The 26,816-nt window shown below is 54.0% G+C and carries 24 protein-coding genes; 9 read left to right on the top strand and 15 right to left on the bottom strand.

Annotated features, from left to right (window positions below; all coding sequences use genetic code 11):
- Nucleotides 1-126: 126 nt before the first annotated feature.
- Nucleotides 127-969, top strand: coding sequence for an MBL fold metallo-hydrolase (locus tag VH187_RS15325; RefSeq protein WP_329702304.1), 843 nt, complete (start codon nucleotides 127-129; stop codon nucleotides 967-969).
- A gap of 42 nt (nucleotides 970-1,011) precedes the next feature.
- On the opposite strand, the gene patD is transcribed toward VH187_RS15325, so the two are convergent.
- The 6 genes from patD to VH187_RS15295 form a co-directional block, all read right to left on the bottom strand.
- Nucleotides 1,012-2,436 carry an aminobutyraldehyde dehydrogenase gene (gene patD / locus VH187_RS15320; RefSeq protein WP_329702303.1) on the bottom strand — a complete coding sequence of 475 codons (1,425 nt, stop codon included), beginning with the start codon at nucleotides 2,434-2,436 and terminating at the stop codon, nucleotides 1,012-1,014.
- 22 nt (nucleotides 2,437-2,458) lie between these two features.
- Nucleotides 2,459-3,265 carry an ABC transporter permease gene (locus VH187_RS15315; protein WP_329702302.1) on the bottom strand — a complete coding sequence of 269 codons (807 nt, stop codon included), beginning with the start codon at nucleotides 3,263-3,265 and terminating at the stop codon, nucleotides 2,459-2,461.
- Complete coding sequence (locus tag VH187_RS15310) at nucleotides 3,255-4,196, bottom strand: ABC transporter permease (protein WP_329702301.1); 942 nt, start codon at nucleotides 4,194-4,196, stop codon at nucleotides 3,255-3,257. The genes VH187_RS15315 and VH187_RS15310 overlap by 11 nt, the downstream gene beginning before the upstream one ends.
- A 1-nt stretch (nucleotide 4,197) precedes the next feature.
- Nucleotides 4,198-5,211, bottom strand: coding sequence for an ABC transporter ATP-binding protein (locus VH187_RS15305; RefSeq protein WP_329702300.1), 1,014 nt, complete (start codon nucleotides 5,209-5,211; stop codon nucleotides 4,198-4,200).
- A 16-nt stretch (nucleotides 5,212-5,227) separates the two neighbouring features.
- Nucleotides 5,228-6,373, bottom strand: a complete 1,146-nt coding sequence (ydcS, locus tag VH187_RS15300; RefSeq protein WP_329702299.1) for a putative ABC transporter substrate-binding protein YdcS — start codon at nucleotides 6,371-6,373, stop codon at nucleotides 5,228-5,230.
- A gap of 316 nt (nucleotides 6,374-6,689) precedes the next feature.
- Nucleotides 6,690-8,105 (bottom strand): aminotransferase-like domain-containing protein, encoded by a 1,416-nt coding sequence (locus tag VH187_RS15295; RefSeq protein ID WP_329702298.1) that lies wholly within the window; start codon nucleotides 8,103-8,105, stop codon nucleotides 6,690-6,692.
- A gap of 151 nt (nucleotides 8,106-8,256) precedes the next feature.
- On the opposite strand from VH187_RS15295, the gene VH187_RS15290 reads away from it, so the two are divergent.
- Genes VH187_RS15290 through VH187_RS15280 form a run of 3 tightly spaced genes read left to right on the top strand, consistent with a single transcriptional unit; the run spans nucleotide 8,257 to nucleotide 10,789 of the window.
- On the top strand, nucleotides 8,257-9,654 hold the full coding sequence (locus tag VH187_RS15290) for a cytochrome ubiquinol oxidase subunit I (protein WP_329702297.1): 1,398 nt from the start codon (nucleotides 8,257-8,259) through the stop codon (nucleotides 9,652-9,654).
- Nucleotides 9,654-10,664, top strand: a complete 1,011-nt coding sequence (gene cydB / locus VH187_RS15285) for a cytochrome d ubiquinol oxidase subunit II (RefSeq protein ID WP_329702296.1) — start codon at nucleotides 9,654-9,656, stop codon at nucleotides 10,662-10,664. The genes VH187_RS15290 and cydB overlap by 1 nt, the downstream gene beginning before the upstream one ends.
- Complete coding sequence (locus VH187_RS15280) at nucleotides 10,664-10,789, top strand: DUF2474 domain-containing protein (RefSeq protein WP_329702295.1); 126 nt, start codon at nucleotides 10,664-10,666, stop codon at nucleotides 10,787-10,789. The genes cydB and VH187_RS15280 overlap by 1 nt, the downstream gene beginning before the upstream one ends.
- 43 nt (nucleotides 10,790-10,832) lie before the next feature.
- Here the strand turns inward: VH187_RS15280 and VH187_RS15275 are convergent, their stop codons facing one another.
- Together VH187_RS15275 and VH187_RS15270 are read right to left on the bottom strand one after the other, a co-directional pair.
- Entirely contained in the window at nucleotides 10,833-12,797 is a 1,965-nt protein-coding gene (locus VH187_RS15275; RefSeq protein ID WP_329702294.1) for a peptidase U32 family protein, read from the bottom strand.
- Nucleotides 12,798-13,018: 221 nt separating this feature from the next.
- On the bottom strand, nucleotides 13,019-13,567 hold the full coding sequence (locus VH187_RS15270; RefSeq protein ID WP_329702293.1) for a helix-turn-helix domain-containing protein: 549 nt from the start codon (nucleotides 13,565-13,567) through the stop codon (nucleotides 13,019-13,021).
- Nucleotides 13,568-13,657: 90 nt separating this feature from the next.
- Between VH187_RS15270 and VH187_RS15265 the strand changes: the two genes are divergently transcribed.
- Nucleotides 13,658-14,818: a benzoate/H(+) symporter BenE family transporter gene (locus VH187_RS15265; protein WP_329702292.1), complete on the top strand. Its 1,161-nt coding sequence runs from the start codon at nucleotides 13,658-13,660 to the stop codon at nucleotides 14,816-14,818.
- Here the strand turns inward: VH187_RS15265 and VH187_RS15260 are convergent.
- Nucleotides 14,798-15,670: an AraC family transcriptional regulator gene (locus VH187_RS15260; RefSeq protein WP_329702291.1), complete on the bottom strand. Its 873-nt coding sequence runs from the start codon at nucleotides 15,668-15,670 to the stop codon at nucleotides 14,798-14,800. The genes VH187_RS15265 and VH187_RS15260 overlap by 21 nt on opposite strands.
- A 185-nt stretch (nucleotides 15,671-15,855) precedes the next feature.
- Between VH187_RS15260 and VH187_RS15255 the strand changes: the two genes are divergently transcribed.
- The gene (locus VH187_RS15255) at nucleotides 15,856-16,764 is read left to right on the top strand and encodes a DMT family transporter (RefSeq protein WP_329702290.1); all 909 of its coding nucleotides are present in this window, start codon (nucleotides 15,856-15,858) and stop codon (nucleotides 16,762-16,764) included.
- A gap of 43 nt (nucleotides 16,765-16,807) precedes the next feature.
- Here VH187_RS15255 and VH187_RS15250 read toward each other — a convergent pair whose 3' ends face one another.
- Together VH187_RS15250 and VH187_RS15245 are read right to left on the bottom strand one after the other, a co-directional pair.
- Entirely contained in the window at nucleotides 16,808-17,476 is a 669-nt protein-coding gene (locus VH187_RS15250) for a DUF3313 domain-containing protein (protein ID WP_329702289.1), read from the bottom strand.
- 136 nt (nucleotides 17,477-17,612) lie between these two features.
- Nucleotides 17,613-19,205, bottom strand: a complete 1,593-nt coding sequence (locus tag VH187_RS15245; protein ID WP_329702288.1) for an ABC transporter substrate-binding protein — start codon at nucleotides 19,203-19,205, stop codon at nucleotides 17,613-17,615.
- Nucleotides 19,206-19,297: 92 nt separating this feature from the next.
- Here VH187_RS15245 and pepT point away from each other — a divergent pair, with 92 nt between their 5' ends.
- Nucleotides 19,298-20,530: a peptidase T gene (pepT, locus tag VH187_RS15240; RefSeq protein WP_329702287.1), complete on the top strand. Its 1,233-nt coding sequence runs from the start codon at nucleotides 19,298-19,300 to the stop codon at nucleotides 20,528-20,530.
- Here pepT and tehB read toward each other — a convergent pair.
- Complete coding sequence (tehB, locus tag VH187_RS15235; protein WP_329702286.1) at nucleotides 20,527-21,123, bottom strand: tellurite resistance methyltransferase TehB; 597 nt, start codon at nucleotides 21,121-21,123, stop codon at nucleotides 20,527-20,529. The two genes, pepT and tehB, sit on opposite strands and share 4 nt — an antisense overlap.
- Entirely contained in the window at nucleotides 21,120-22,124 is a 1,005-nt protein-coding gene (gene tehA / locus VH187_RS15230) for a dicarboxylate transporter/tellurite-resistance protein TehA (protein WP_329702285.1), read from the bottom strand. The genes tehB and tehA overlap by 4 nt, the downstream gene beginning before the upstream one ends.
- A 111-nt stretch (nucleotides 22,125-22,235) precedes the next feature.
- Here tehA and ydcK point away from each other — a divergent pair, with 111 nt between their 5' ends.
- Nucleotides 22,236-23,216, top strand: a complete 981-nt coding sequence (gene ydcK, locus VH187_RS15225) for a YdcK family protein (protein WP_329702284.1) — start codon at nucleotides 22,236-22,238, stop codon at nucleotides 23,214-23,216.
- On the opposite strand, the gene rimL is transcribed toward ydcK, so the two are convergent.
- Complete coding sequence (rimL, locus tag VH187_RS15220; protein WP_329702283.1) at nucleotides 23,208-23,774, bottom strand: 50S ribosomal protein L7/L12-serine acetyltransferase; 567 nt, start codon at nucleotides 23,772-23,774, stop codon at nucleotides 23,208-23,210. The two genes, ydcK and rimL, sit on opposite strands and share 9 nt — an antisense overlap.
- A gap of 228 nt (nucleotides 23,775-24,002) precedes the next feature.
- On the opposite strand from rimL, the gene VH187_RS15215 reads away from it, so the two are divergent.
- Nucleotides 24,003-24,791 (top strand): SDR family NAD(P)-dependent oxidoreductase, encoded by a 789-nt coding sequence (locus tag VH187_RS15215; protein WP_329702282.1) that lies wholly within the window; start codon nucleotides 24,003-24,005, stop codon nucleotides 24,789-24,791.
- Nucleotides 24,792-24,848: 57 nt separating this feature from the next.
- On the opposite strand, the gene VH187_RS15210 is transcribed toward VH187_RS15215, so the two are convergent.
- Nucleotides 24,849-26,504, bottom strand: coding sequence for a glucan biosynthesis protein D (locus tag VH187_RS15210; RefSeq protein WP_329702281.1), 1,656 nt, complete (start codon nucleotides 26,502-26,504; stop codon nucleotides 24,849-24,851).
- Nucleotides 26,505-26,816: the final 312 nt, after the last annotated feature.

Below are 26,816 nucleotides of genomic sequence, written 5' to 3'. Positions count from 1 at the left end.
GCGGTTTTTTATTGCCGGAACAAGACTACCGATTTCAACAATGTCCTTTTACCCACCGTGAAAAATTCTCAGTTTCTGGAAACTTACTCCACAGGTAATCTATCGAAAACCCAGAAGGAGAAGATAATGGCTCATCCACGGCTTACGTCACATCAGGTTGGTGAATTTCTCGTTACGGCGTTAAACGACGGCAACATGGCCGCCAGTCTTGATCTGCTCAACGGTATTGAAAGTACCCTCGCCGAAGACATTCAGCGCAACGCAGAAATTACCGATCTCGGGAACATTCATATCAATGGTTATCTGATTCGCGGTAATGGGTATACGGTTCTGGTGGATTCAGGCACTGGTGGTCTGAATAATATCGGTGGGTTGCTATCAAAAAGCCTTGCAGAGAGCGGCGTTACACCGGAAGAGATTGATATCATTCTTGTGACCCACGGACACCCGGATCATATTGGTGGCTTATTAAACGGCGATGGGCAACCCGTTTTTCCCCATGCTGAACTTTATCTCCATTATCTCGAAGCCGAACACTGGTTGGACGACCATAAACAGCAGCAAGCCAACGAGCGCGCTCAGCGAAATTTCACCCTCGTCCGCCGCACACTTGAAGCCTACAAACACAAAATACATCTTCTGGATGATTCGGACGTGATCGACGGTATTAGTCCTGTCTGGCTGCCGGGTCATACACCGGGACACACCGGTTTTCTCATAAATTCTAAGGGGCAAAGTCTGCTGATTTGGGGCGATATTGTGCATTATCCACATGTTCAAACAGCGCACCCTGAAGTATCTATCACTTTCGATATCGATCCCATACAAGCAGAAGTGACGCGGAAAAACATTCTGGCGAAAGTCTCAAGAGAAAGGCTTCTGGTTGCAGGCATGCATTTTGGGATGGAAGGATTCGCCTATATTGTTCCTCATGCAGAGGGTTATCGCGTCGCTTACCTTAATGAATAGTAGATTGCCCGGAGGCGTACATCTCCGGGCAATTAACACACCTTAGTGTTTTATCATCACATGACGCACCACGGTGTAATCTTCCAGCCCGTACACCGACATATCTTTGCCATAACCGGAAAGTTTCTGGCCGCCGTGTGGCATTTCGCTGACTAACATAAAGTGCGTGTTGACCCAGGTGCAGCCATATTGCAAACGCGCGCTCATGCGATGGGCGCGACCAACGTCTTTAGTCCAGACCGATGATGCCAGACCGTATTGCGAATCGTTGGCCCAACTCAGCACCTGTCCTTCATCGTCGAACTGTGTGACGCTGACCACTGGGCCAAATACTTCGCGCTGGACGATGTCATCTTCCTGTTTAGCGCCTGCCAGCACGGTTGGCTGGAAGTGATAGCCTTTGCCCTGTGCTTTTTCGCCGCCAGTCACGACTTTGATGTGACTAAGAGCACGTGCTTTTTCCACCGCCGCACTCACGCGATCCAGATGTGCCTGCGAACTCAACGGCCCGAGTTCTGTCGATTCATCGTCCGGAGCACCCATTTTCAGCGTAGCGACTGCCGCACCGAGTTTTTCGACCAGCGCGTTATACACGCCCTTCTGTACGTATAAGCGGCAAGCCGCTGTGCAGTCTTGCCCGGCGTTATAGAAGCCAAACGTCCGCACGCCTTCAACGACCGCATCAATATCCGCATCATCGAAGACAATAACCGGCGCTTTGCCGCCGAGTTCCATATGGGTGCGTTTGATTGACGGCGCGGTGTGAGAAATGATGTGCTCACCCGTCGCAATCGAGCCTGTGAGTGACACCATGCGCACTTTTTCATGCCCGGTAAGCGGATCGCCCACGGTTTTACCGCGCCCGAACAGCACGTTAATGACGCCTGACGGGAAGATATCTTTCGCCAGTTCCGCCAGTTTCAACGCTGTCAGCGGCGTGATTTCAGACGGTTTGATCACCACGCAGTTGCCTGCCGCCAGCGCCGGAGCCAGTTTCCATGCCGCCATCATCAGCGGATAGTTCCACGGCGCAATGGACGCCACAACCCCGACCGGGTCACGGCGGATCATCGACGTATGCCCTTCCAGATATTCCCCTGCGGCTAGTCCGTTCAGACAGCGCGCCGCGCCCGCAAAGAAACGGAACACGTCTACCACGGCGGGCAGTTCATCGTTGATAACACAATGCAGCGGTTTGCCGCAGTTGAGTGATTCGAGTTTCGCCAATGCCTCGGCGTTTTGCTCGATCACATCGGCCAGTTTTAGTAAGCATTCGGCGCGTACTTTTGGCGTCGTCTGGCCCCATTGGGAAAATGCGCGATCGGCGGCCTGCACGGCGGCATCCACTTGCGCGGCGGTCGCTTCAGGAATCTCCAGAATCACTTCTCCGGTCGCCGGGTTATACACCGGCTGCTTTTCCCCTGCGCCTGCGACCAGTTCACCGTTAATCAATAAGTTATGTTGCATATCCCGCTCCGTATTTTTGCAATTATTTACCGCTACCGGCGACCGTTTCGCCCTCGCGGGTCAGCCACCAGGCACCCAAAATCGGGATCGTTGTCACCAGCATCACCAGCAACGCCACCACGTTAGTCACCGGCACATCGCGCGGCCTGCCCAACTGGTTCAGCAACCATAACGGCAGCGTGCGCTCGTGGCCTGCGGTAAAAGTGGTCACGATAATTTCATCAAACGACAGCGCGAACGCCAGCATCCCGCCCGCCAACAGCGCCGAACTCAGATTCGGCAGCACAACATAGCGGAAGGTCTGCCAGGTGCTCGCCCCCAAATCCATTGATGCTTCCACCAGGCTCCATGAGGTGCGGCGAAAGCGTGCGATCACGTTGTTGAACACCACCACCACGCAAAATGTCGCGTGACCAATCACGATGGTGAAGAAACCGGGGTCAAGATTGACGGCTTTGAACGCCGTCAACAGTGCCAGACCGGTGATAATTCCCGGCAACGCTATCGGCAATAACAGCAGTAATGAAATCGCATTCTTACCAAAAAACTCACTGCGCCACAGTGCCGCTGCAGCAAGCGTGCCAAGCACTAATGCAATGACCGTGGCGAGTGTCGCAATTTGAAGTGACAACGTCACTGCATCAAGAATATCGCCACGCCCTGCCGCCACGCTGAACCAGTGCAGCGTCAGGCCTTTCGGCGGAAAACTGAATGCCGCCTCTTCGGTGTTAAAAGCATAGATAGCAATAATGGCCAGTGGGAAATGGAGAAAAATCACCCCGCCCCAGGCTGCCAGTTTCAGGAACCACGGTGCTCTTTCAGAGTGCATCGAATGCTCCCAGACGTTTCACGAACGCCAGATAAAGTGCGATTAACACGATCGGCACAATCGTGAACGCCGCGGCCATCGGCATGTTGCCAATTGCCCCTTGCTGCGCATACACCATGTTGCCGATGAAATAGCCCGGCGGCCCCACCAGCTGCGGCACGATAAAATCCCCGAGCGTTAATGAGAAAGTGAAGATCGACCCTGCCGCCACGCCTGGAATAGCCAGCGGCAACACCACGTAACGGAAGGTCTGGCGCGGATAAGCGCCCAGATCGGCTGATGCCTGCAACAACGACGGCGGTAAGCGCTCCAGTGCCGCCTGAATCGGCAAAATCATGAATGGCAGCCAGATATAAACGAACACCAGAAAACGTCCTAAACCAGATGTGGAAAGCGTATTGCCGCCCACCGCCGGGATCAGCAGAAACGCATTGAGAAGTCCTTCAAGCCCCATATGACCGAGAAACCATTGCGCCACGCCGTCTTTCGCCAGCAGTAATGTCCAGGCGTAAGCTTTAACGATGTAGCTCGCCCACATCGGCAGCATCACCGCAATGTAAAAGAAGGCTTTCCATTTGCCCCGGGTGTAGCGCGCCATGTACCACGCCATCGGAAACGCCAGAATGGCGCTGGCGATCGTCACCGAAATCGCCATCACCAGCGTGCGCACGATGATGTCGTAGTTCGCAGGGTTAAACAGGGCTTTCAGATTGGCGAGCGTCAGGTCTGGCGTCACCGACATGGTGAAGTCGTCGAAGGTGTAGAAGCCCTGCCATAACAGCGTCAGCAACGAACCGAGATACACCACGCCGAACCACATCAATGGCCCGAGCAGTAATAAAAATAACGCCAGCGATGGCTTGCGCCAGAACAAGCCTGAAAGGCGGCTAACGCGCCCGGATGAAGGAAGCGGTGCAATGCTCATGGTCATCTCACCTCCCTCCGTCCAGCGGCACCATCGCCTCTCGCGACCAGGACGCCAGCACCGTTTGCCCTGGCTCTGGCCCGGTCGGCACGATGCCACCACTGAAATTCCCCTGGCTTACCAGCAGCTTTTCACCACCTGAAAGCCGGATTTCATAGCGTGTGGCCGCGCCCTGATACTGCACCGCCTGCACCACGCCGTTGACCTGAATATCACCGCCCGCCTCGAGGCGAATGTGTTCCGGTCGCAGCGACCATTGACCGGTCATGCCGCACAGTTTTTCGGTTTGCGCGGTATCAAACACGTTCGAGGTGCCGACAAAACTGGCGACAAATGGCGTGCGTGGGCGCAGATACAGCTCGCGCGGCGTGTCCACCTGCTCAATGCGTCCGTTATTAAACACCGCCACACGATCTGACATCGACAGCGCTTCGCCCTGATCGTGGGTGACGAAAATAAAAGTAATGCCGAGATCCTGTTGCAGTTTTTTTAGCTCGAACTGCATCTGTTCACGCAGTTTGAGATCCAGCGCGCCCAGCGGTTCATCCAGCAGCAGAACGCGCGGCTGGTTGACCAGCGCCCGGGCAATCGCCACGCGCTGGCGTTGACCGCCGGAAAGCTGCGACGGTTTACGGGTATGCACGAAACCAAGCGCGACTTTTTCCAGCGCCTCCTGCGCCATCGCATGACGCTCTTTTTTGCCAATCCCTTTCACCATCAGCCCGTAAGCGACGTTATCCAGAATCGACATATGCGGGAACAGCGCGTAATCCTGGAACACGGTGTTCACATCACGCTGCCACGGTGGCAGCTCACTTGCCTCTTTACCGAAGATTTTGATGGCCCCGCCGGAAAGCTGTTCGAATCCGGCGATCAGCCGCAGGCAAGTCGTTTTGCCGGAGCCAGACGGCCCCAGCATAGAGAAAAACTCCCCGTCGTGGATGGCGATAGTCACGCCATCCACCGCACGAACATCACCATACAGACGCGAGACGTCCTGAAACTCAACTGCGTACGTCATGCTTCACTCCCGGGCGTTAACGACCACCCATAATGGCGATGTAATCTTGCGTCCAGCGGCTGTACGGCACGTATTTCCCGCCTTCGGCAACCGGCGTTTTCCAGAACGCGATTTTGTCGAAGAAGTTATAGCCGTTGGTTTCGCAGCCTTTATCACCAAGCAACGTGCTGGCTTTACAGCCTTCTGGCACAACCGGGAGCGAGCCGAACCAGGCTGACACGTCGCCCTGCACTTTTGGCGTCAGTGACCAGTTCATCCATTTATAGGCACAGACCGGGTGTTTCGCTTCGGCATGTAACATGGTGGTGTCTGCCCAGCCGGTGACGCCCTCTTTCGGGAATACGGTGGCGATGGGCTGGTTGTCGGCTTTCAGACCGTTAGCCTGATACGGCCAGGAGCTGGATGCCACCACGCCTTCGTTCTTGAAATCGCTCATCTGCACCGTTGCATCGTGCCAGTAACGGTGAATAAGGGCGTGTTGATCACGCAGTACTTTCAGCACCGCGGCGTACTGTGGTTCGGTCAGTTGATACGGGTCAGAAATACCCAACTGCGGTTGGGTGGCTTTAACGAACAAGGCAGCATCGGCGATGTAAATTGGGCCGTCATACGCCTGCACACGGCCCTGATTGGTTTTGCCATCCGGCAAATCTTGTTTCACAAACACTACTTTCCAGCTGTCCGGCGGCGTCGGGAAGGTTTTGGTGTTGTACATCAGCAGGTTCGGGCCCCACTGATACGGCGTGCCGTACACTTTGCCGTCGACGTTAAACCACGCCCCTTTTTCCAGGCGCGGATCGAGCGTTTTCCAGTTAGGGATCAGCGCAGTGTTAATCGCCTGAACGCGTTTGCCCATGATAAGGCGCAACGACGCGTCACCGGATGCGGTCACGAGGTCATAACCGCCTTTTGCCATCAGGCTGACCATTTCATCGGAGGTGGCTGCCGTTTTAACATTCACTGCACAACCGGTATCTTTTTCAAACTGAGTGACCCAGTCATAGTTTTTATCGCTCTGACCGCGCTCGACGTAACCCGGCCAGGCAATAATATCGAGACGGCCTTCCGCTTTCCCGAGTGAGGTTGGCGGTTCGGCGGCTTGTGCTGTCATGATAGTCAAACCCAGCGCGCACAGGCTGCTGCGGGCAAATTGCTTGCTCATTGTGTTGTTACTCCTGTCGGAATTAATTTGGCGGCAGCCGTGCCGTAAAAATATGTCCCCTAATAAACGTAGACGGCGTAATGCGTTGCCGTGTGTGATACCCGCTAATTTTCATCAGGTTGTGACAAAGGGCGCATTACGCTGAAAATCCAGCGAGTTATCTGAACTAAATTCAGTATAGACAACGTGTTAGCGGGTGAGCCGAGGTATGTCTTTTTCCTATGAGTGAAGTAAAAAAATAACCTGGTGATTATTTTTCGCATCATCACCAGGTTATTTTCAATTCGAGAAAAAGATGTTCAGGAAATAAGAAAGGTTATTCGTTAAGCATTTCAATAATAAGCTGGCCGAGCATTTTCACGCCCTGCTCTTCGCGTTCACTCCAGCCCCAGGCAGTGTTAAAGCGGAAGAACGACGACCAACTGTCGGTGGTCGAGAACATTTTGCCCGGCGCAATGCTGATTTTGTGCGCCAACGCCCGCGCACCAAGCTCTCCGGCGTCGATACCCGGTGGCAGTTCCAGCCATAAAAAATAGCCATTGTCGTTGTGATGAATTTTCACTTCGGCAGGTAAATGACGCAACAGCGCCTGCCAGGCCAGATGTTTGCGCTCTGCCAGCTGGCGTCGCAGTCTTCGCAGATGCGCGTCGTAACGTTTAGTCCCGAGATAATCTACCAGCGCCATTTGCATCGGCGAACTGGTCGAGAGTGTACTCATTAATTGTAAATGCTGGATGCGCTGCGCATGTTTGCCCGCCGCTACCCAACCGATACGAAAGCCCGGCACCAGGCATTTCGAAAACGAACTGCAATGCAGCGTCATGTCATCGCGATCCCAGGCTTTGGCGGGCAGCGGTTTTTCGCGACCAAACCACAGTTCGCTGTAAACATCGTCCTCAATCAGCACTACATTGTGCGCACTCAGCAGCGCGACGAGCTGCGCCTTTTTTTCCGGCGAGAGCGTAAAGCCGAGCGGGTTCTGGCTGTTGGTCATCAGCCAGCAGGCTTTGACCGGATACTCTTTCAGCGCCTGCTCCAGCGCCACCATATCGATGCCTTCTTTGACATCCGAGGCCACCGACAGCGCTTTCAGTTTCAGGCGTTCCAGCGCCTGTAATGCGCCATAAAAACAAGGGTTCTCGACGATCACCCAATCGCCGGGTTCCGTCACCGCTTGCAGACTGAGGTTCAACGCCTCTAACGCGCCTGCGGTGATCACAATCTCGTCCGGCGAAATATTCATGCCCTGCAATGCATAACGACGGGCGATGGCGTGACGCAATTCGGCATTTCCCGGCGGCAGATTTTCAATCACGCTCATCGCGCTGGCCGTTTTACTCACCTGCGCCAGTGAACGGTTGAGCTGTTGCAGTGGGAATAAACGCGGATCAGGAAACGCCGAAGCAAACGGGAGCACCGCCGCATCTCGGCTAGCCTGCAACACGCCAAAAATATAGGTGTTGATGTCCACCGCTTCGTCACGCATCACTTGCGCGGGTGGCACTGTTTTGACCTGTTTAACCGGGCGCGGCGCGACGTAATAACCCGACTGTGGCCGGGCGATGATTCGCCCCTGGCTTTCCAGCAACTGATACGCATGACCGACGGTCATAAAACTCATGCCGCTTATCGTCACCTGCTCGCGCAAAGACGGCAGCCTGTCGCCGGGTTGCCACACGCCGAGGCCAATCTGTTCAGTAATTTGCTGCGCCAGTTGTTGGTATTTTTTCATTGTCGCTTCCGGTATCGACCATTCATAACAGTAACAAAAAATATCATGATTAATGTAACTGTTATAGCTAAATAAACCCCGACTGTGGCTGCAACTCCAGCCTGACAATCCCTACCATGACCGCGAACACCGTTTTATGTCGAGGTTGTCCATGTTCGGTTTAGATGCATTTCACCTTGCGCGCATTCAGTTCGCGTTCACGGTCTCTTTTCACATTATTTTCCCGGCCATTACTATCGGGCTTGCCAGCTATCTGGCGGTGCTTGAAGGGTTATGGCTGAAAACGAAAAATCCGGTCTGGCGTTCGCTTTGGGCGTTCTGGTCGAAAATCTTCGCCGTTAACTTTGGTATGGGCGTGGTTTCAGGGCTGGTGATGGCCTATCAGTTCGGCACTAACTGGAGCGGTTTCTCGCAGTTTGCGGGGAGCATTACCGGCCCGTTGCTGACCTACGAAGTGTTGACCGCCTTCTTCCTCGAAGCCGGTTTTCTCGGCGTGATGCTGTTTGGCTGGAATAAAGTCGGCCCCGGTCTGCACTTTTTCGCCACTTGCATGGTGGCACTGGGCACGATCATTTCAACTTTCTGGATCCTCGCCTCTAACAGCTGGATGCAGACGCCGCAGGGCTATGAAATCGTTAACGGTCAGGTGGTGCCCGTCGACTGGTTTGCGGTGGTGTTTAATCCATCATTCCCCTATCGGCTGCTACATATGTCCGTCGCCGCGTTTCTCAGTAGTGCCCTGTTTGTTGGCGCTTCTGCTGCCTGGCATCTATTGCGCGGTAACAACACGCCCGCTATTCGTGCGATGTTTTCCATGGCGCTGTGGATGACGCTGATTATCGCCCCGATTCAGGCACTCATTGGCGATATGCACGGCCTGAATACGCTGAAACATCAACCCGCGAAAATCGCCGCCATTGAAGGCCATTGGGAAAATACGCCTGGCAAACCGACGCCGCTGCTGATTTTTGGCTGGCCCGATATGGAACAGGAACGTACCCGATTTGGTCTGGAAATTCCGGCGCTCGGCAGCTTAATTCTGACACACAGTCTGGATAAACAAGTTCCGGCGTTGAAAGAGTTCGCCAAAGAAGACAGACCCAATTCTACGATGGTGTTCTGGTCGTTCCGTGTGATGGCCGGGCTTGGCGGCCTGATGCTGCTGCTGGGTCTGACGTCGTTGTGGCTGCGCAAAGGCCAGCGCCTGTATACCTGTCGCCCGTTTTTGCGTTTTGCCTTGTGGATGGGGCCGTCCGGTCTGATTGCGATTCTGGCGGGCTGGATAACCACCGAAGTGGGCCGTCAGCCGTGGGTGGTGTATGGCTTGCAACGCACCAAAGACGCGGTCTCGGCCCACGGTGATTTGCATATGAGCGTCAGCCTGCTCGCTTTCTTTATCGTCTATTCGTCGGTCTTCGGCGTGGGTTATAGCTATATGATTCGTCTTATCCGCAAAGGCCCGCAAGAATTCATCCCTGACGCCCACGGCACAGCCGCACGCCCGCTTTCCGCCGCCATTGACGCCTATCAACACAAGGAGGGCCACTAATGGGCATCGACTTATCGGTTATCTGGTTTGTGATTATCGTCTTCGCCACCCTGATGTACATCGTGATGGACGGTTTTGATTTAGGGATCGGCATTCTGTTCCCGTTCGTGCGCGGTGCGGAAGACCGGGATGTGATGATTAACAGCGTCGCCCCGGTGTGGGACGGCAATGAGACCTGGCTGGTGCTTGGCGGCGCGGCGCTGTTCGGTGCATTTCCACTGGCCTACGCGGTGATCATCGACGCCCTGACCATTCCGCTGACATTAATGCTGATCGGTCTTATTTTTCGCGGCGTGGCGTTTGAGTTTCGCTTTAACGCCACCCCATCGCATCGCCCATTCTGGGATCGCGCTTTTCTCGGCGGTTCGATCCTTGCGACGTTCTGTCAGGGCGTAGTGGTTGGCGCGGTGTTGAATGGCTTCCCGGTGCATAACCGTGCGTTTGCAGGTGGCGCATTCGACTGGTTGACACCGTTTACGCTGTTCTGCGGTTTCGGGCTGGTTGTCGCTTATGCCTTGCTCGGCGCGACGTGGCTGGTGATGAAAAGCAAAAATCCTTTGCTGGATAAAATGCGCCGCGTCTCGCGTGGATTAATCATTGCGATGCTGGCGGTGATTGCCGTCATTAGCCTGTGGACACCGCTGGCGCATCCGGCGATTGCGGTGCGCTGGTTCAGTTTGCCGAATCTTTGGTATCTGCTGCCAGTGCCGGTTCTGACGCTGGCGGTCGTATTTGGGTTATGGCGCACGTTGGCGAGTGCTGCATATCACGCAGCACCGTTTTTACTGACGTTAGGGCTGATTTTCTTAGGCTTTAGCGGGCTCGGCATCAGTATCTGGCCGAATATTATTCCGCCAGATATCAGCTTGTGGCAGGCCGCTGCACCGCCGCAAAGTCAGGGCTTTATGTTAGTGGGGGCGCTGATTATCGTGCCGATTATTCTGGTTTACACCTTCTGGAGCTACTACGTGTTTCGCGGCAAGGTGCAACATGGCGAGGGGTATCATTGATGCAACAACCATTGTACAAACGTTTGTTCTGGCTGGTGACATTATGGGGCGGTAGCGTGCTGGCGCTGGCAGCGGTCGGGATGTTTTTCCGGCTGCTGATGAGCGCGGCGGGGTTTAAAGCGTAATTCATGCCCGGCGGCACTGCGTTTGCGCCGCCGGGCAATTTGGTTACGCGCCTTTACGTTTCGGCAGCGTCTTCATCAAATCTTCTGCGCTCACCGAAGCCACGATACTCCCCGCCTGCGGCAATTTCAGGATGTGATTTTTGATTTTACCGACCACGTGCATTTCGCACGGGCGGCAGTCAAATTTCAGGGTCAGCACTTCGTCGCCATGCATCAACTGCATCGGTGTGGCTTTCCAGCTTTTGATACTGCCCTTCGCCTGTTTCGGGCACAGGTTGAACGCGAAACGCAAACAATGTTTGGTGATCATCACCGGCACATCGCCCTTCTCTTCGTGCGCTTCATAGGCTGCGTCAATCAGCTGTACGCCATAGCGATGATAAAACTCACGCGCTTTGTAGTTGTAGACGTTGGTTAAGAACGTCAGATGCGTTTCCGGGTAAACCGGCGGTGGCGTGGAAACCGGTTTACGGCTGCCACGCTGATAAGCCGCCAGACGTGCTTCATCCAGCATCTCCACCGTTTCACGGCGCAGCTGATTCAGCTGGCTGTTCGGCACAAACAGCGCCCCCGGCAGATTCACTTTAACGTCGCGCGGGTAATAAATGGTCTGCCCAAGCTTCGCCACGCCGTCTTGTAAATTGCTCAGCGCTTTTTCAGTGTTTGACGCTTCTTCGAAATTACCGTCTAACGTGTGCGTGACGCTCACACCGTCTTCGCTGGTCATGGTCAGGATCAGTTGTTCCTGCCAGCCGCCAATCTCAACATCCACGGCGATACGACGTTCACTGGAGGTTTTGGTCAACGCCTGCGACCAGTTGTGGTCGAGGTTACGGTTGAGCGCCGCATTTGGGCGGGCTTTATACAGATCGGCTGGCATTTCATTCGGCCATACGCGGTAACGGTTTTCACCGGTTTTCTCTACGGTATTGGCACGGAAGCCGACAATTTCACGCTTGATCATCACATTCAGACCGTCGCCATTAGCCAGCGGTTCGGTCACGACCACATCAAGGTGATCTTTGCTGACTTTCAGCACTTCACCCACCGGCAAACCAATAAACTTCGGTGAGTCGAACGCGCCAATATCGCCTTTACGCTCATTCACAAAATAGTCGGTGCTGCCGCGATGGAAGGTTTTGTCAGTCGATGGAATGAAGAAATGTTCAGTGCGCCCTGCGGAAGAACGCGCCAAGTCGCCTCGATCTTCAATGATCGCATCCAGCATTTGGCGATAATGCGCGGTGATGTTTTTCACGTAGCTCATGTCTTTGTAACGCCCTTCAATCTTGAAGGAACGCACACCCGCGTCGATCAGTTGCGCCAGGTTGGCGGTCTGATCGTTGTCTTTCATCGACAACAGGTGTTTTTCGTACGCTACGACACGGCCCTGATCGTCTTTCAGAGTGTACGGCAGACGGCACGCCTGCGAGCAGTCGCCACGGTTGGCGCTGCGGCCTGTTTGCGCATGGGAAATATAACACTGACCGGAGTACGCCACGCACAGCGCGCCGTGAATGAAGAATTCGATAGTCGCGTCAGTATGTTCGTGAATCGCTTTGATCTGGTGCAGATCCAGCTCACGCGCCAGCACTATCTGGCTGAAACCCACGTCAGATAAGAATTTGGCTTTCTCTACGCTGCGGATGTCGCACTGGGTACTGGCGTGCAGCTCAATTGGCGGCAGATCCAGTTGCATGATCCCCATATCCTGCACAATCAGCGCATCCACGCCGGTCTGGTACAGGTCGGTGATCAGCTTTTGTGCAGGCTCTAACTCATCATCATGAAGAATGGTGTTAATCGTCACGAAGATCTTTGCGCCATAGCGATGGGCGAATGGCACCAGTTCGGCGATATCGCTCAGGCTGTTGCTGGCGTTGTGACGGGCACCAAAGCCAGGGCCGCCGATATACACCGCGTCTGCGCCGTGAAGAATCGCTTCACGGGCAATGTTGGTGTCACGGGCCGGGCTCAGGAGTTCAAGATGATGGTTTTGCAGGCGCATCGTTATTATCCGTTGGGTCAAAATGGCGGCTATTGTAGTCAGAAGTGAGGCGCGACGACATCATTTTCCACGTCGCGCAGGCGGGCTTTTTCTGCATGTCGGCAAAGCATTGAAGAATTTGATATTTCCCGACGCAGCGGCAAGGATTTACAGTGGCTGCGTATTCCGGATTTTTCCTCGTCGCGTTATGAATTTCTTTAGTCGTCGTGCTTTGCCGCAGCTCAGTCTGCGGCTTTTTCTTTTGCAAGCGGATAGTGAATCAGCGAATGAAACAGCACCGTACGCGCTGAACTGTTGCGATAGGCATGGGGTTTATCGCCTGCAAAGCGCAGTCCTTGTCCTTCTTTCACCTGCTGCCACTGCCCATCGATACACATTTCCAGCGTACCGTTGATTGCCACCACATGCTCTATCACGCCCGTTTCATGCGGTGTCGATTCACTTAACGCGCCCGGCGCGAGCGTTATCGCAAAGTGATCGTAGTGCAAAATCGGGTCCCACGGGAAAATCGGTGTGACAACCATTGCCTGCTGTTGCGGATCCCAGGCGCTCTCTTCGCTTTCCGTTGGGGTGATAAACCGGGAAAACGGCACGTTCAGTCCGGTGGCAATTTTCCACAGCGTCGCCACCGTCGGGCTGGATTCGTTACGTTCGATTTGCCCGAGCATTGCTTTTGACACGCCCGTTTCTTCCGCCAGTTTCGACAAGCTCCATTCGCGCTGCTGGCGTAAGGCTTTCAGGGTCGTCGCCAGATGTTGTGCAATATTCATCGCCGCTCCTTTTTGCCGAAGTTTAGCACTTGTGCGCTATAACGCTCAATGTTACCTTTTGCTGGACGTTATAACGCACGAGAGAGTTTTATGCGCACTTTCCCTTTTTCTGCCCTGTTGGCCGGTTTTGTCGCGGTGTTAGTCGGGTATGCCAGTTCAGCCGCCATTATCTGGCAGGCCGCCGCTGCTGCGGGAGCTGACGCACAAACCATTGCGGGCTGGATGACAGCACTCGGTTTGGCGATGGGTGTCAGTACGCTTGTTCTGACGCTGTGGCGTAAATTGCCGATATTAACAGCGTGGTCCACACCGGGCGCGGCGCTGTTGGTCACGGGGTTACAGGGCGTAACGCTGAATCAAGCGGTGGGTATTTTCATTTTTGCCAACGCACTGATTGTGCTTTGCGGGCTGACTGGGCTGTTTGCGCGGCTGATGAGAATCATCCCCCATTCGCTGGCGGCGGCGATGCTGGCGGGGATCCTGCTGCGTTTTGGTTTACAGGCCTTCACCAGCCTGCCGGGTAATTTATTGTTATGCGGCAGTATGCTTGCGGCGTGGCTGCTGTTTAAAGCACTCGCCCCGCGCTATGCAGTGATTGCCGCGCTGGTCGTGGGCAGCGCAGTGGCCGTTTTTACCGGGCAATTGCACAGCGAAACGCTGCATGTTGCTTTTGCACTGCCGCGTTATATCACCCCTGAATTCAATTTTTCGCTGTTGTTGAGCGTGGGCGTACCATTTTTCCTTGTGACTATGGCCTCGCAAAACGCACCGGGAATTGCCACGATGAAAGCCTCGGGGTATCCCGCGCCTGTCTCATTGCTGATCGTGATAACGGGCGGAATTGCGTTGCTCTTTTCGCCCTTTGGCGTGTATTCAATTTGTATTGCGGCCATTACCGCCGCGATTTGCCAAAGCCCGGAAGCGCACCCTGACGTTAATCAACGCTGGAAAGCCGCCGCTGCAGCGGGTGTTTTTTATCTCAGCACCGGCATTTTTGGCGGTTCAATAACGTCGCTAATGGCGGCATTGCCCGTCGCCTGGATCCAGATGCTGGCGGGCCTGGCGTTGCTCGGCACGATTAGCGGCAGTCTTGTACAGGCGCTGGCGAAAGAAAATGAACGTGACGCGGCTATTGTCACCTTTTTGATCACCGCCAGCGGTTTGACGTTGATGGGAATTAGTTCAGCTTTCTGGGGATTAGTCGCGGGCGGCGTTTGCTTTAGCGTGCTGTCACTGGCTCGCCGCGCGTAGCTGCGACGGCGTCATGCCCATTGCGCTTTTGAAACGATTGCTGAAATGACTGGCAGAACTAAAGCCACAGGCCAGCGCGATTTCGGTCAGTGGCAATGATGTGTGACGCACCAGTTCCTGCGCTCTCGCCATCCGGCGCTGCATCACGTACTGATGCGGGGCCATTTTCATCGAGAGCGTAAACATACGCGCAAAGTGGTACTCACTTAAGTTGGCCTCGTGGGCCAGATCCACCAGCGTCATCGGCTGTGCGAGATTCGATTCGATATACGCCAGCACGTTGCGCAGCACGAACGGCGCAAGGCCACCGGTCACTTTCGGCAACTGCCACTGTACGTTGGTGTAATGCTGGATCAGATGCGTCAGCAACAGTGTGGTGGCTGAACTGAGCGCCAGTTGGTTGGCCTGCTGCTGCCAGTCGCAGTCGAGCAGAAAATGGCGATACAACGCGGTAATTTTGTCGTCGTTAGCGAAGGTTTTTTCGTCCAGCCGAAACGACGCCGGGCTGCGATCCCAAATTTTCTCGCCGGTTTCGCGCAAATGTTCGTCGGTGCAGTACAAATGCACGAACGACAGATTATCGCGGATATCCCAACTCGACTCGCTCTCTTTGGGCATCAGGCAAAAACGGTCCGGCCCGCCGCCATTTTTCCAGCCATACGGCGTCTTGTGATAGCTTTCGTAGCCATCGGCCACATACAGACTGAGCGTATGATGGTCACTTTGCACCGTCACGGTATCGTTTTGATTGAACCAGGCCGCCAGCTGAATGCCGGAGTTCAACGCCACCGTGTCACGCAGGACGGCGTTTTGTTGGCGCAGGGTTTCAAAAGTACCGTAATTTTCGGGCATCGTGTTCGCTGTGGCGAGGAGTCAGATCGCTAGTCTATGAATTGTCGCCCCGGCTTGCCAGTATTACTCCCGCTCACCCGCAAAAAAATGCGCAAGAATATGCAACTTCCCCGCAACCTGCTGCAAGCGCCCGCTCGCGCCACCTGCCACACTTCGCGTCATTGCTGGCTGAACTGAGATAAAAAATGAACGTATTACTCTATTTTCTGGTGGTGGTTATCTGGGGCACGACCTGGATTGCCATTTTCCTGCAACAAGGCCCGGTCGCCGCGCCGGTATCGATTTTTTGGCGCTTTGCGGTGGCGAGCGTCACCCTGATGGTGGTGCTGAAACTGATGGGCCGCCTGCGTAAATTGCAGGCAAGGGATCACCTGTTCTGCATCATTCAGGGCTGCTGCGTGTTTTGCTTCAATTTCTGGTGCTTTTATACCGCCGCGAAGTGGATCAACACCGGGCTGGAATCGGTGATTTTTTCAATGGCCGTGCTGTTTAACGCCATTAACAGTTTCCTGTTTTATCGCCAGCAGCCGCCGGGCCGTTTTTATCTCGCCGCCCTGCTTGGTCTGATTGGGATCGTGACGCTGTTCTGGGACGATCTCCAGGCCAGCGGTCTGAGCACAGAACTGTTAATGGGCATTGGCCTGAGTGCGCTCGGGACTTACGGTTTCTCGCTCGGCAATATGCTGAGTATTCGCCATCAGCGCCGTGGTCTCGAAACATTGACCACCAACAGTTGGGCGATGCTGTACGGCACAATTGTGATGGGTGTGATTGCGTTGATTCGTGGCGATAACTTTATGCCGGAATTTACCGTCAGCTATATGGGCGCGCTGTTGTATCTGGCGCTGTTTGGCTCGGTGGTGGCGTTTGGCGCTTACTTCACGCTGGTTGGCCGTATCGGACCTGCCAACGCTGCCTACAGCACACTGCTGTTCCCGCTGGTTGCGCTCACCATTTCCACGTTCTATGAAGGTTATGTCTGGCACGCCAATGCAGTGTTTGGTCTGGCGCTAATTCTGGTGGGTAATCTGGTGATGTTTGCGAAACCGGAAACCTGGTTTAAACGCGCGGCGTTACGTAAAAGCGCGGCATAAAAAAACCGGCGGAGCAATCCGCCGGTTTTTTGGATGATGAGTCTTACTTCTGATTCGGATCGAACTTAACAGCATCAATCGCCATTTCGTCGATCACCGCTTTCATGGTTTCAGCGGTCAGCGGCGTGTTCTCGTTAGACAAGTCTTTCCCCTCGCCTTTACGCACCACTTTGATTACCGGTTTGTTGGTTTTCGGGTCAATGAGTTCACCCTCAAAGTACAAACTGGTGTCCATGGTACGGTGACCTGTTGCCATCTGCGTGCCAGCCACGATCAGCGCCACTGGCACTACTTCGTAGAACTGTAACCCTTCTGAGCTTGAATCCACACCCGTGATCGCACCACGGAAAATCAGGCTGCGCGGGCCTGCCGTGGTGACCAGCGTTTTCCGTTCAGAAATCGCTTGTTTCATCTGGGTATTGGTGTAGTTCAGGATATCTGACAATGCCTTTTCACCCACCTGCGTGGTTGGTTTTGGCACCGGATAGAAAACAATCGGGTTGTAGACGATGCTGTCGTAGTTCGCCGGTTTATAGTCCGGATCAATCCAACGCAGTTCTGGCTTGCCAGATGCTGACGTTGTTTCTTTCAGATCAGAATAACTCTTAAGAAAACCGGAATACTTTTCTGGCTGAGCAATTTTTGATGCACACCCTGTTAACGCTAACATGCCCGCAACGGCGGCCACTTTAAATAAAGTTTTGCTACGCATAAGTTAATCCCTGTAAAAGTACAAATGCGCACTCTTTATAGCAAAGCGCCCGAATAATTGTTGTAGGAAAAAAAGCGATGGGTCAAAGATTCGGAAAAAAACTACCCCCCGCTGAGATCGCGGGAGGCATCGCTGCTTATTTCATGTCTACCTGGTAGAAAAGATGTTTACCGAACGGGTCAATCTCATAGCCCGTCACGTCTTTGCGCACCGGTTCAAAAATCGTCGAATGGGCAATCATCACCGCTGGCATTTGGTCATGCATCATTTGCTGTGCCTGCTTATAGAGTTCGGTGCGTTTTTGCTGATCGGTTATCGATTTCGCCTCAGCAATAATTTTGTCAAACGGTGCGTAACACCATTTCGCAGAGTTCGACCCGCCGTCTGCCGACTGACAAGTGAACAACGGGCCGAAGAAATTATCCGGGTCACCCGTTGCGGTGGTCCAGCCCATCAATGCCGCCTGATGCTCACCGTCTTTCACGCGTTTGAGATATTCACCCCATTCATAAGTGGTGATCGTCGTTTTAACGCCGATATTCGCCCAATCAGCCTGAATCATTTCCGCCATGCGTTTGGCGTTCGGGTTATACGGTCGTTGCACCGGCATAGCCCAAAGATCGACGGTTAAGCCGTTGGCAAAACCCGCCTCTTTAAGCAGCGCTTTCGCTTTCTCCGGGTCAAAATCATAATCTTTCAAATCGCTATCGGCGCTCCACACACCCGGCGGCAGCAAATTTTTCGCGGCAATACCGGTGCCGTGAAACACGGCTTCGATGATCGCCGGTTTATTGATTGCCATCGCCAGCGCCTGACGCACTTTCAGGTTATTGAACGGCGGTTTTTGCGTATTAAACGCCAGGAATCCGGTGTTCAGCCCCGGTTTACTCATCAGCGTGATGTCTTTATTCTCTTTCATTCTCGGCAAATCAGCCGGATTCGGGAACGGCATCACCTGACACTCGTTTTTTTCCAGTTTGGCAAATCGCACGGAGGCATCCGGCGTAATGCTAAACACCAATCGGTCGATTTTCGCTTTGCCCTGCCAATAGTCCGGGAAGGCGGTAAACAAAATACGCGAATCCTTCTGGTACTGCGCGAGTTTAAACGGCCCGGTGCCGACAGGATCCATATCAACCCGCTCCGGGGTGCCCGCTTTCAGCATGGCATCGGCATATTCACTGGAAAGAATCGACGCAAAATACCACGCCAGATCGGCGACAAACGGTGCTTCCGGATGCGCCAGCGTAAAGCGCACAGTGTGATCATCGACTTTGTCGATTTTCGTTATCAGTTTGCCAAACTCCAGACTTTCAAAGTTCGAATAACTGCCGCCGGAAACTTTGTGATAAGGATTATTTTCATCCTTCTGACGCATGAAAGAAAAGATCACGTCGTCGGCGTTAAAGTCGCGGGTCGGCTTGAAGTATTTGTTGCTCTGAAACTTTACGCCCTGGCGCAGATGGAAAGTGTAAACCTTGCCATCTTCACTGACATCCCAGCTTTCTGCGAGGCTTGGCACCCGTTCAGTGGTGCCTGGCTTGAAATCCACCAGACGGTTGTAGATGGGCACTGCGCTCGCATCAACGCTGGTCCCGGAGGTATATAACTGCGGATTGAAGTTCTCAGGCGATCCTTCCGAACAGTACACCAGCGTCTTTGCAGCGATGGTGGAACTGACCGTCAGGGCTATCGTTGCCAGTGCAAGCGTTGTCAGTTTGCATTTCATGTCCATTTCCTGTTCTTATTGATTAGCCTTCAATAGATAACATCAATTACAAAATGCAAACACCTGATAACACGAATAAAGAAGGATCCACTATGTCATCGCCGCTCGTCAGTCAATTAACCCAACGCTTTTTCCGCTACCTCGCGATCACCAGCCAAAGCGACGCCAGCGCCACGACGTTACCCACTACCGTCGGTCAGCATGAGATGGCGCGTTTGCTTGCTAAAGAGCTGGCACAACTGGGGTTGGACAACATCGAAATCGATGAACACGCCACCGTTACCGCCGTGAAAAAAGGCAATGTCGCAGGCGCACCGCGCGTCGGTTTTATCACGCATATCGATACCGTAGACGTCGGTCTGTCACCGGATATTCATCCACAAATCCTGCGTTTTAGCGGTCAGGATCTCTGTCTGAATGCTGAAAAAGAGATCTGGCTACGGGTGAATGAACACCCGGAAATCCTTTCCTACCCTGATGAAGAGATTATTTTCAGTGACGGCACCAGCGTGCTTGGGGCCGATAACAAAGCGGCGGTAACAGTCGTTATGACGCTGCTGGAAAATCTGCAAGCAGATCAGCGTCACGGCGATATCGTGGTGGCGTTTGTGCCGGATGAAGAAGTGGGTCTGCGCGGTGCAAAGGCGCTGGATATTGAGCGTCGCTTCAACGTCGATTTCGCCTGGACCATCGACTGCTGCGAACTGGGCGAAATCGTCTATGAAAACTTTAACGCCGCGGCGGCTGAAATCCGCTTTACCGGCGTGACCGCGCACCCAATGTCATCGAAAGACGTGTTAGTGAATCCCCTGCTGATGGCCACCGATTTCATGAGCCATTTTGACCGTCAGCAAACGCCGGAACACACCGCTGGCCGCGAAGGCTATGTTTGGTTTAACGGCATGGAAGCGGTGCAAAGCTACGCAGTGTTGCACGCCAGTATTCGTGATTTCGACAAAGAGAGTTTCGAACGCCGCAAACAGCAAATTGCAGATGTCGCAGCGAAGATTGCCACCCAACACCCGACGGCAAAAGTCGAGTTTCAGATAAGCGATACCTACAGCAATATCAGCAATGCCGTTGGCGAAGACCGACGCGCAATCGATCTGATGTTTGAAGCGATGGAAAGTTTAGGCATCACGCCAAAACCGACGCCGATGCGCGGTGGCACTGACGGCGCGGCGTTATCAGCCAAAGGGCTGCTGACCCCAAACTTTTTCACAGGCGCGCACAACTTCCACTCGAAGTTTGAGTTCCTGCCGCTGAAATCGTTTGAGGCCTCGTACAATGTCGCCCTTCAGCTATGTCTGCTGGCTGCGCGTTAAGACGGTTTGCGTGCGAGCATAGTGGCAAAACGCAGTTTAATGCGGTTACCGTTGGCGTCGGTGCGGTGTAATTCACCGACGTCTTCGTTATAACGGTCAAACTCCCATCCCGCGTAATAGTTTTTCAGCTCATCGCGCTTGAAGGCAAACGGGAAGCCGACGTTACAGGGATAGTCGTCGGTATCCATCGCCGCCACAATCAGGTTCCAGCCGCCAGGACGCGTGCAGCGCTGCATGTTGGCAATAAGGCCCGGAATGGTGTCTGCGTCGAGAAACATCATCACCACGGTGGAGAGGATAAAATCGTATTCACCATCGAATGTCAGCGTATTGAGATCCACTTCTTTCGAACGCAGATTCTCCAGCCCTTCGGCCTGGCGCACCTTTTCCAGATTGCTGATACTCGCCAGATTTTTATCCCACGCCGTTACATCAAACCCATTGGCTGCCAGATAGAGGCTGTTGCGCCCCTGTCCACAGCCTAAATCCAGGGTTTTGCCCGGCGCGATTTTCGTCGCCGCATGCAGCACTTCGGAATGCGTGCGGGTCATGCCGTATTTGTCGGTGAAGTAATTTTCATCACGAAGGGTCATTGGGAGTCCTTGTTGCTTAAAAGTGTATGGCGTTCAACGCGAGTCAGCAGCTTGCCACAAAGCAGCAAATGCACGGTGCGGATAATCAGCAACGCAATGATCGCATTGGTAAAAATAAACAGTGGCAGCGCCAGCGTATGGAAAAAACCGTCCGGGCGGGCATGCCCAAGGTGCAAGCCGGTGGTCGCGAGCGCAGAAATACCGAACGAAAAGCTCCAGTACGAGGCGTTAAACGGCTGTTTCAGGAACCACGGCATCAGGCGCAGCATAAACAGCAGCTGCAATAAGCCGTAGCCGAACAGCATTTTGGCGAACACATCAACCTGACCGCCGTTAACGGCAAACCAAGCGCTACAAGCCACTAACGCAGGAGCGAGTTGAATGCCGAGCGATGTGCGTAATGGCGCAGGTAACTCCCCGGCACTGCGTAAACGCTGGAGGATCACCGGCTCAAGACTCAGCCACGACAACACGCCCGCCCCGAGAAACACCAGTCCGGCATCGGTATAGCCCAAAGCCCCACAGGCCATCGCGCTGATAAAATTGTTGGCAACGGTCGGCAGATAAAGCCCCGGCGTTGTCGCTTCATTCGGATGCTGCCCGCGCCACAATCCGGCGCTTTGCCACGCGGCGTAACAGAGTTGGGTGGCTACGCCAGCGCTAAACAGCCCTACTGCCAGCGACCTGCACCAGGGCGTGACACCAATCGCTACCAGCATTGTGGTGGCGGGAAAAAGGCTGACAAAACTGCTGGCGATCGGGTGGCGCATCTCCGCCAGCACGCTATGCGGAAAGCGTACGACGCGCAGTAAAAATGCCAGGGTCAACAGTGCCCATACGGTAATCGCGAGCATAACCAACCCGTCGCCAATCATCTTCGGCACCGGCCAGATTGTGCTGGCATAACGCCAGGCAAAGCCCATGCCGATAATCCCGAGCACCATTCCGAAATAGCCTGCGGGTAAATGCAGGACTTTGCTGTGCGGATCCACACTCTTCATTCTGTTTAATCATTCAAAAATATTTGAAGGTGCATTTTAAAGTAACCTTATCCGTCGCGTCACGCAGATTCTTTGCTACGTTTATCTTAATCCCTCGTATAGAGAAATCCGATGAACAAGTACCGCCTCAGCGAAACGTCACGCGCCTTTAGCTTTCAGGAAGAAGGCGAGAAAAAAAGCGTCACCCTCTGGCAACTTATAGCCGTACGCGATTTCGCCGATGTGACAGCAGGCAGCGCAGGCGGTTGGGTTGACGAAGAAAGCGCGCTCAGCCAGCAAGGAGACTGCTGGATTTACGACGAAAACAGCGTGGTGTTTGCTGGCGTAAAAGTCACGGGCAATGCCCGAGTAACGCAGCCCTGCACCCTTTCTCACGGTGTAATAGTTGAGGATGATGTCTGGATCGACCACGCCACTCTTTCCCATCACGCCAGAATAAGTGACAACGTCACCATTCAACGCTCACGCGTGCGCGGAGAATGCCATATTTTCGGCGACGCACGCATTCTTAACGAGTGCGACATCATTGCAGCCATTGGCCTGACGCCGGACAAAACGCAGCATTTACAAATCTATGACCGCGCCACCGTGAGCCGTTCGCGCATTGTGCATCAGGCGCAAATTTATGGTGAAGCGATTGTCGATCAGGCCTTTATTGAACACCGCGCAGAAGTTTTCGATAGCGCGCTGATTCAGGGCAACGAAGAAAATAACGTCTGGGTGTGCGACTGCGCAAAAGTGTATGGCAACGCCCGAGTAGTAGCAGGCAGCGATGAAGATGCCATTCCGACATTGCGCTACAGCTCCCAAGTGGCGGAAAACGCCGTCGTTGAAGGCAATTGTGTGCTTAAACATCACGTCCTTGTGGGCGGTCACGCCTGGTTGCGCGGCGGACCGATTTTACTCGACGACAAAATCTTGATTGAGGGGCACGCGCGAATTAGCGGCGATGTGGTGATTGAACACCGTGTGGAAATCTGCGGCAACGCGGTGATCGAAGCCTACGACGGCGACACCATTCACATTCGTGGGCGCAAAGTGATTAACGGCGACGAGCGGATCACTCGTACCCCGTTGCTCGGTTCACTCTGATTGTTCGTCAATGATACGGGCGTAAATATTCTGGTCATGATAGTGACCGTTGAGAAACTCCGCCTGTTTCAGACACCCTTCCAGCGCAAATCCGTTACGCAGCGCCACCTGATTGCTCCGTTCGTTCTCCACACGGCATTTAATGACAAAGCGCCGCACTTCGCCCTGCTGCGCGTAATAGCGCATAAAAGCAGTGAGACAGTCGGCGATAATTCCCTGCCCCTGATGCGCTTCATCCAGCCAGTATCCGATGTACCCGGTTTTATTCAGCGGTTCTATCGAATTAAACGACAGCACGCCAACCAACTCATCACGCAACACAATCAGGAACATTTTGGCGTAGCCGCGCTGGTGCAGCATCCGGTTGCTCAGCATATTTTGCCGGGTGTCATCTTCCCCGCCGATAAACTGTGGCCAGTTCAGCGACTGCTGCAACCAGTGGCGGTTTTTAACAACCAGTTGATGCAATGCGGAAACAAAACGTTCATCGGCAGCATGTAGCGCCAGTTCAGGTGAAACCTGAATCAATTCATCCTGAAGCGGTTGTTCTGGGATCATGGAAACACCTCAAAAAGGTTTTCAAAGGCCAATGATGCAATAAACTACGCAATGGACGTATAAACCCCAACATAATAATTTGCCGAGGCATCACCGACATCCCCTCTTAAATTGTAAAATTGGCGTCCACAACAGCTCGATAAGCGGCTGCAGTTGGCCGCTGTCGAGATGCGGTTGTCCGACTATGCTTTTCACATCCTTCGCATAACGTCACACGGGAATTTATATATGTCTTCTTCAACGCGTTTAGCCCTCGTAACGGGCGCCACTTCCGGCATTGGTCAGGCATTTGCACGCCGCTTAGCCACCAAAGGCTACGACGTGATCGCCGTTGGCAGACGCCAGGAGCGCCTCGATGAACTGGTCGCCGAATTTCCTGCCGGACAGATTCGCCCGGTCGTGGCAGATTTAAGCACGCCGGAAGGCCTGAACCGTATCAGCGAAATCTGCCGCCAGGAGCCGATCACGCTGCTGATTAACAACGCGGGTGTCTCGCATTATATGGGCTTTACCGATTTGCCTACCAAGAAAGCCAGCGAGCTGTTGCAGGTGAAAGTGATTGCGCCGACGTTACTGGCTCACGCTGCCGCGCCGGGGATGGTCGAGCGCAAAAATGGCACCATTCTGAATGTCGCGGGTATGCTGGCTTTCGGCGCAACCGCCCCGCTCGGAGAAGCGGCTGGACGTGCAACCTATGTTGCCGCGCTATCGCATTTAGTTTCGCTTTCCCTGGCGCTGCACGAAGAACTGAAACCGGCGGGAATTCAGATCCAGGTGCTGTGTCCGGGCGTAGTGGCGACCGAGTTCCATGAACGTCAGGGCATGGATTTAAGCGCCATTCCGCGCATGAGCGCAGAAGAAGTGGTGACGGCCAGCCTGAAAGGATTGGACACAGGAGAGGTAATTTGTGCGCCGGGCGTTGAAGATGTGACGCTGTTAGGGCGTGCGTTGCATGCGAATTTGCAGGCATTTAGCGGACAATCACCGAAACTGGCGTTGCGCTATCGCGGTAAATAATTACTCAGCGGCGCTGCGTTTGCAGGGCCTACAAAATCATTCGTAGGCCCTACTCGTTTACTTCATTACGCGGTCATCAACGTAATTACGCTTATCTGCCTCAGGTGGGAAATACTGATACAGCCAGGTTTCGCTGACTGCGTCGCCCTGACAGCGCAGGAACATGCGCATTTCCACCGGATCGGTAGAGTCGTTAGTCGGATACCAGTCAAACAGGATCCGGTAGCCGTCGAACGGTTCAACGTACAGAATTTCCACCTGCTTCGCTTCACCGTTCGAGAGCGTGATAACCGGCTCAATTCCTTTTGGCGCAGCCGCTTTCAGGTCACCCCCGACAAAATCGATGGCAAAACGACGCGCCCATTTTTCCGGATAATGTTCGCCTGGCGCCCAGCCTTCCGGGAAACCGCCCATGCCGGTGCGGGTCGCCATCACGCGCGCCAGCGGAGAACGCACTGGCGGCTGTGCGGCCCAGTACAGACGGTATTTGAAGTCCAGCTCGTCGCCTGCTTTTACCGCTTTCTTCGGCTGCCAGAAGCAAACGATGTTATCCAGCGTTTCGCCCGTGGTTGGGATTTCCATCAACGACACGGCCCCATCGCCCCACTGATTACGCGGCTCAACCCACAGGCTTGGGCGTTTGTCGTACCAGCCCATCACGTCCTGATAATGTGAGAAATCGCGGTCCAGTTGTAACAGGCCAAACCCGCGCGGGTTTTTGTCCTGGAACGCATTGAACTGCAATTTCTGCGGGTTATTCAGCGGACGGCAAACCCATTCACCGTTGCCACGCCACATCGCCAGGCGATCGGAGTCATGAATTTGCGGATGAATGGTGTCGCAGGTGCGGCGTTCGTTGTTGCCACAACTGAACATACTGGTCATCGGCGCGATGCCGAGTTGTTTGATGTCCTTGCGCGCGAAGATGTGGTTTTCCACATCCATGATCACCTGCGTTTCCTGGCAGTTGACGGTGAATTTGTACGCGCCGGTCACGCTTGGGCTGTCGAGCAGCGCATAGACGGTAAACACCGTGGCGCCTGGCTTGACGGTTTCAAACCAGAAAGAGGTGAAGTCCGGGAACTCTTCTGGCGTGTCGGTGAAGGTATCCACCGCCAGCCCACGTGCGGATAAACCGTATTGATAAGTGCTGTCGACCGCGCGGAAGTAGCTTGCGCCGAGGAACGAGACGATATCGCGACGCGCCAGTTCAGGTGCTTTAAAGGTACGGAAGCCAGCAAAACCAAGATCGGTCTGCCCTTCGAGCTGTTTGGTGTCCACCCCTGCGTCGTTATATTTGAACAACTCAGGGCGGAAGTGGATTTCACGCGCCTGCTGCGAAGCAGTGTCCAGCGAGAACATGCGTACACGGCGACGGAAGCCCATCCCGACGTGGAAGAATTGCACATCCAGTTGGCGCTCTTCGATGTTGTTCCACAGCGACTGGGACGCATCATACTGAATGGCGTTATAGGCCTGCGGCGTTAGCTCTGCCAGCGTTTTCGGCAGATCTTTCGGTGCGCCGCCCCACGGTTGGCTGGCGATATCGCGCGCCATAGATTGCAACACGGAATAATCAAAGCGGCGCGTTTGCCCGTCGGCAATCGACGAGTCATCAGCAAAGGCGGCTTTGGAGAACAGAGTGGCGATGCCAGATGTAGCGCTCACTGCGGCTACAGCCATGGAAGATTTTATAAAGTGTCTGCGGTTCATGCCTGAGTCAGCGTCCTTCTTTGATAATCGACTTCGCTAAGATGCGCCCACTCTAGACAAAAACTGCCGATAATCCAATTGTTGACGGTACAAAATCCGAACAAACCCGGAAATAAATAATTGGGATCGGAAGTGCCTGATTCCTGCTGTAAAAATGCGTAAAGCTCTCAAGGAATCAATTTGTACTGCGGAGGTAATAGCCAAAATAATTCAAGTTGCAGGACAAAATGCCGAAGGCGTTTTGAACAGCGCTTGCGCTGGCCCCAAAGGGGTGAGGTCCAAATGGACCGAATTACGCGGCAAGAGAGCACA

The sequence above is a fragment of the Scandinavium sp. genome (assembly GCF_036271055.1).
Classification (GTDB): domain Bacteria; phylum Pseudomonadota; class Gammaproteobacteria; order Enterobacterales; family Enterobacteriaceae; genus Scandinavium.
This window is presented reverse-complemented; position numbering and strand designations above follow the sequence as displayed.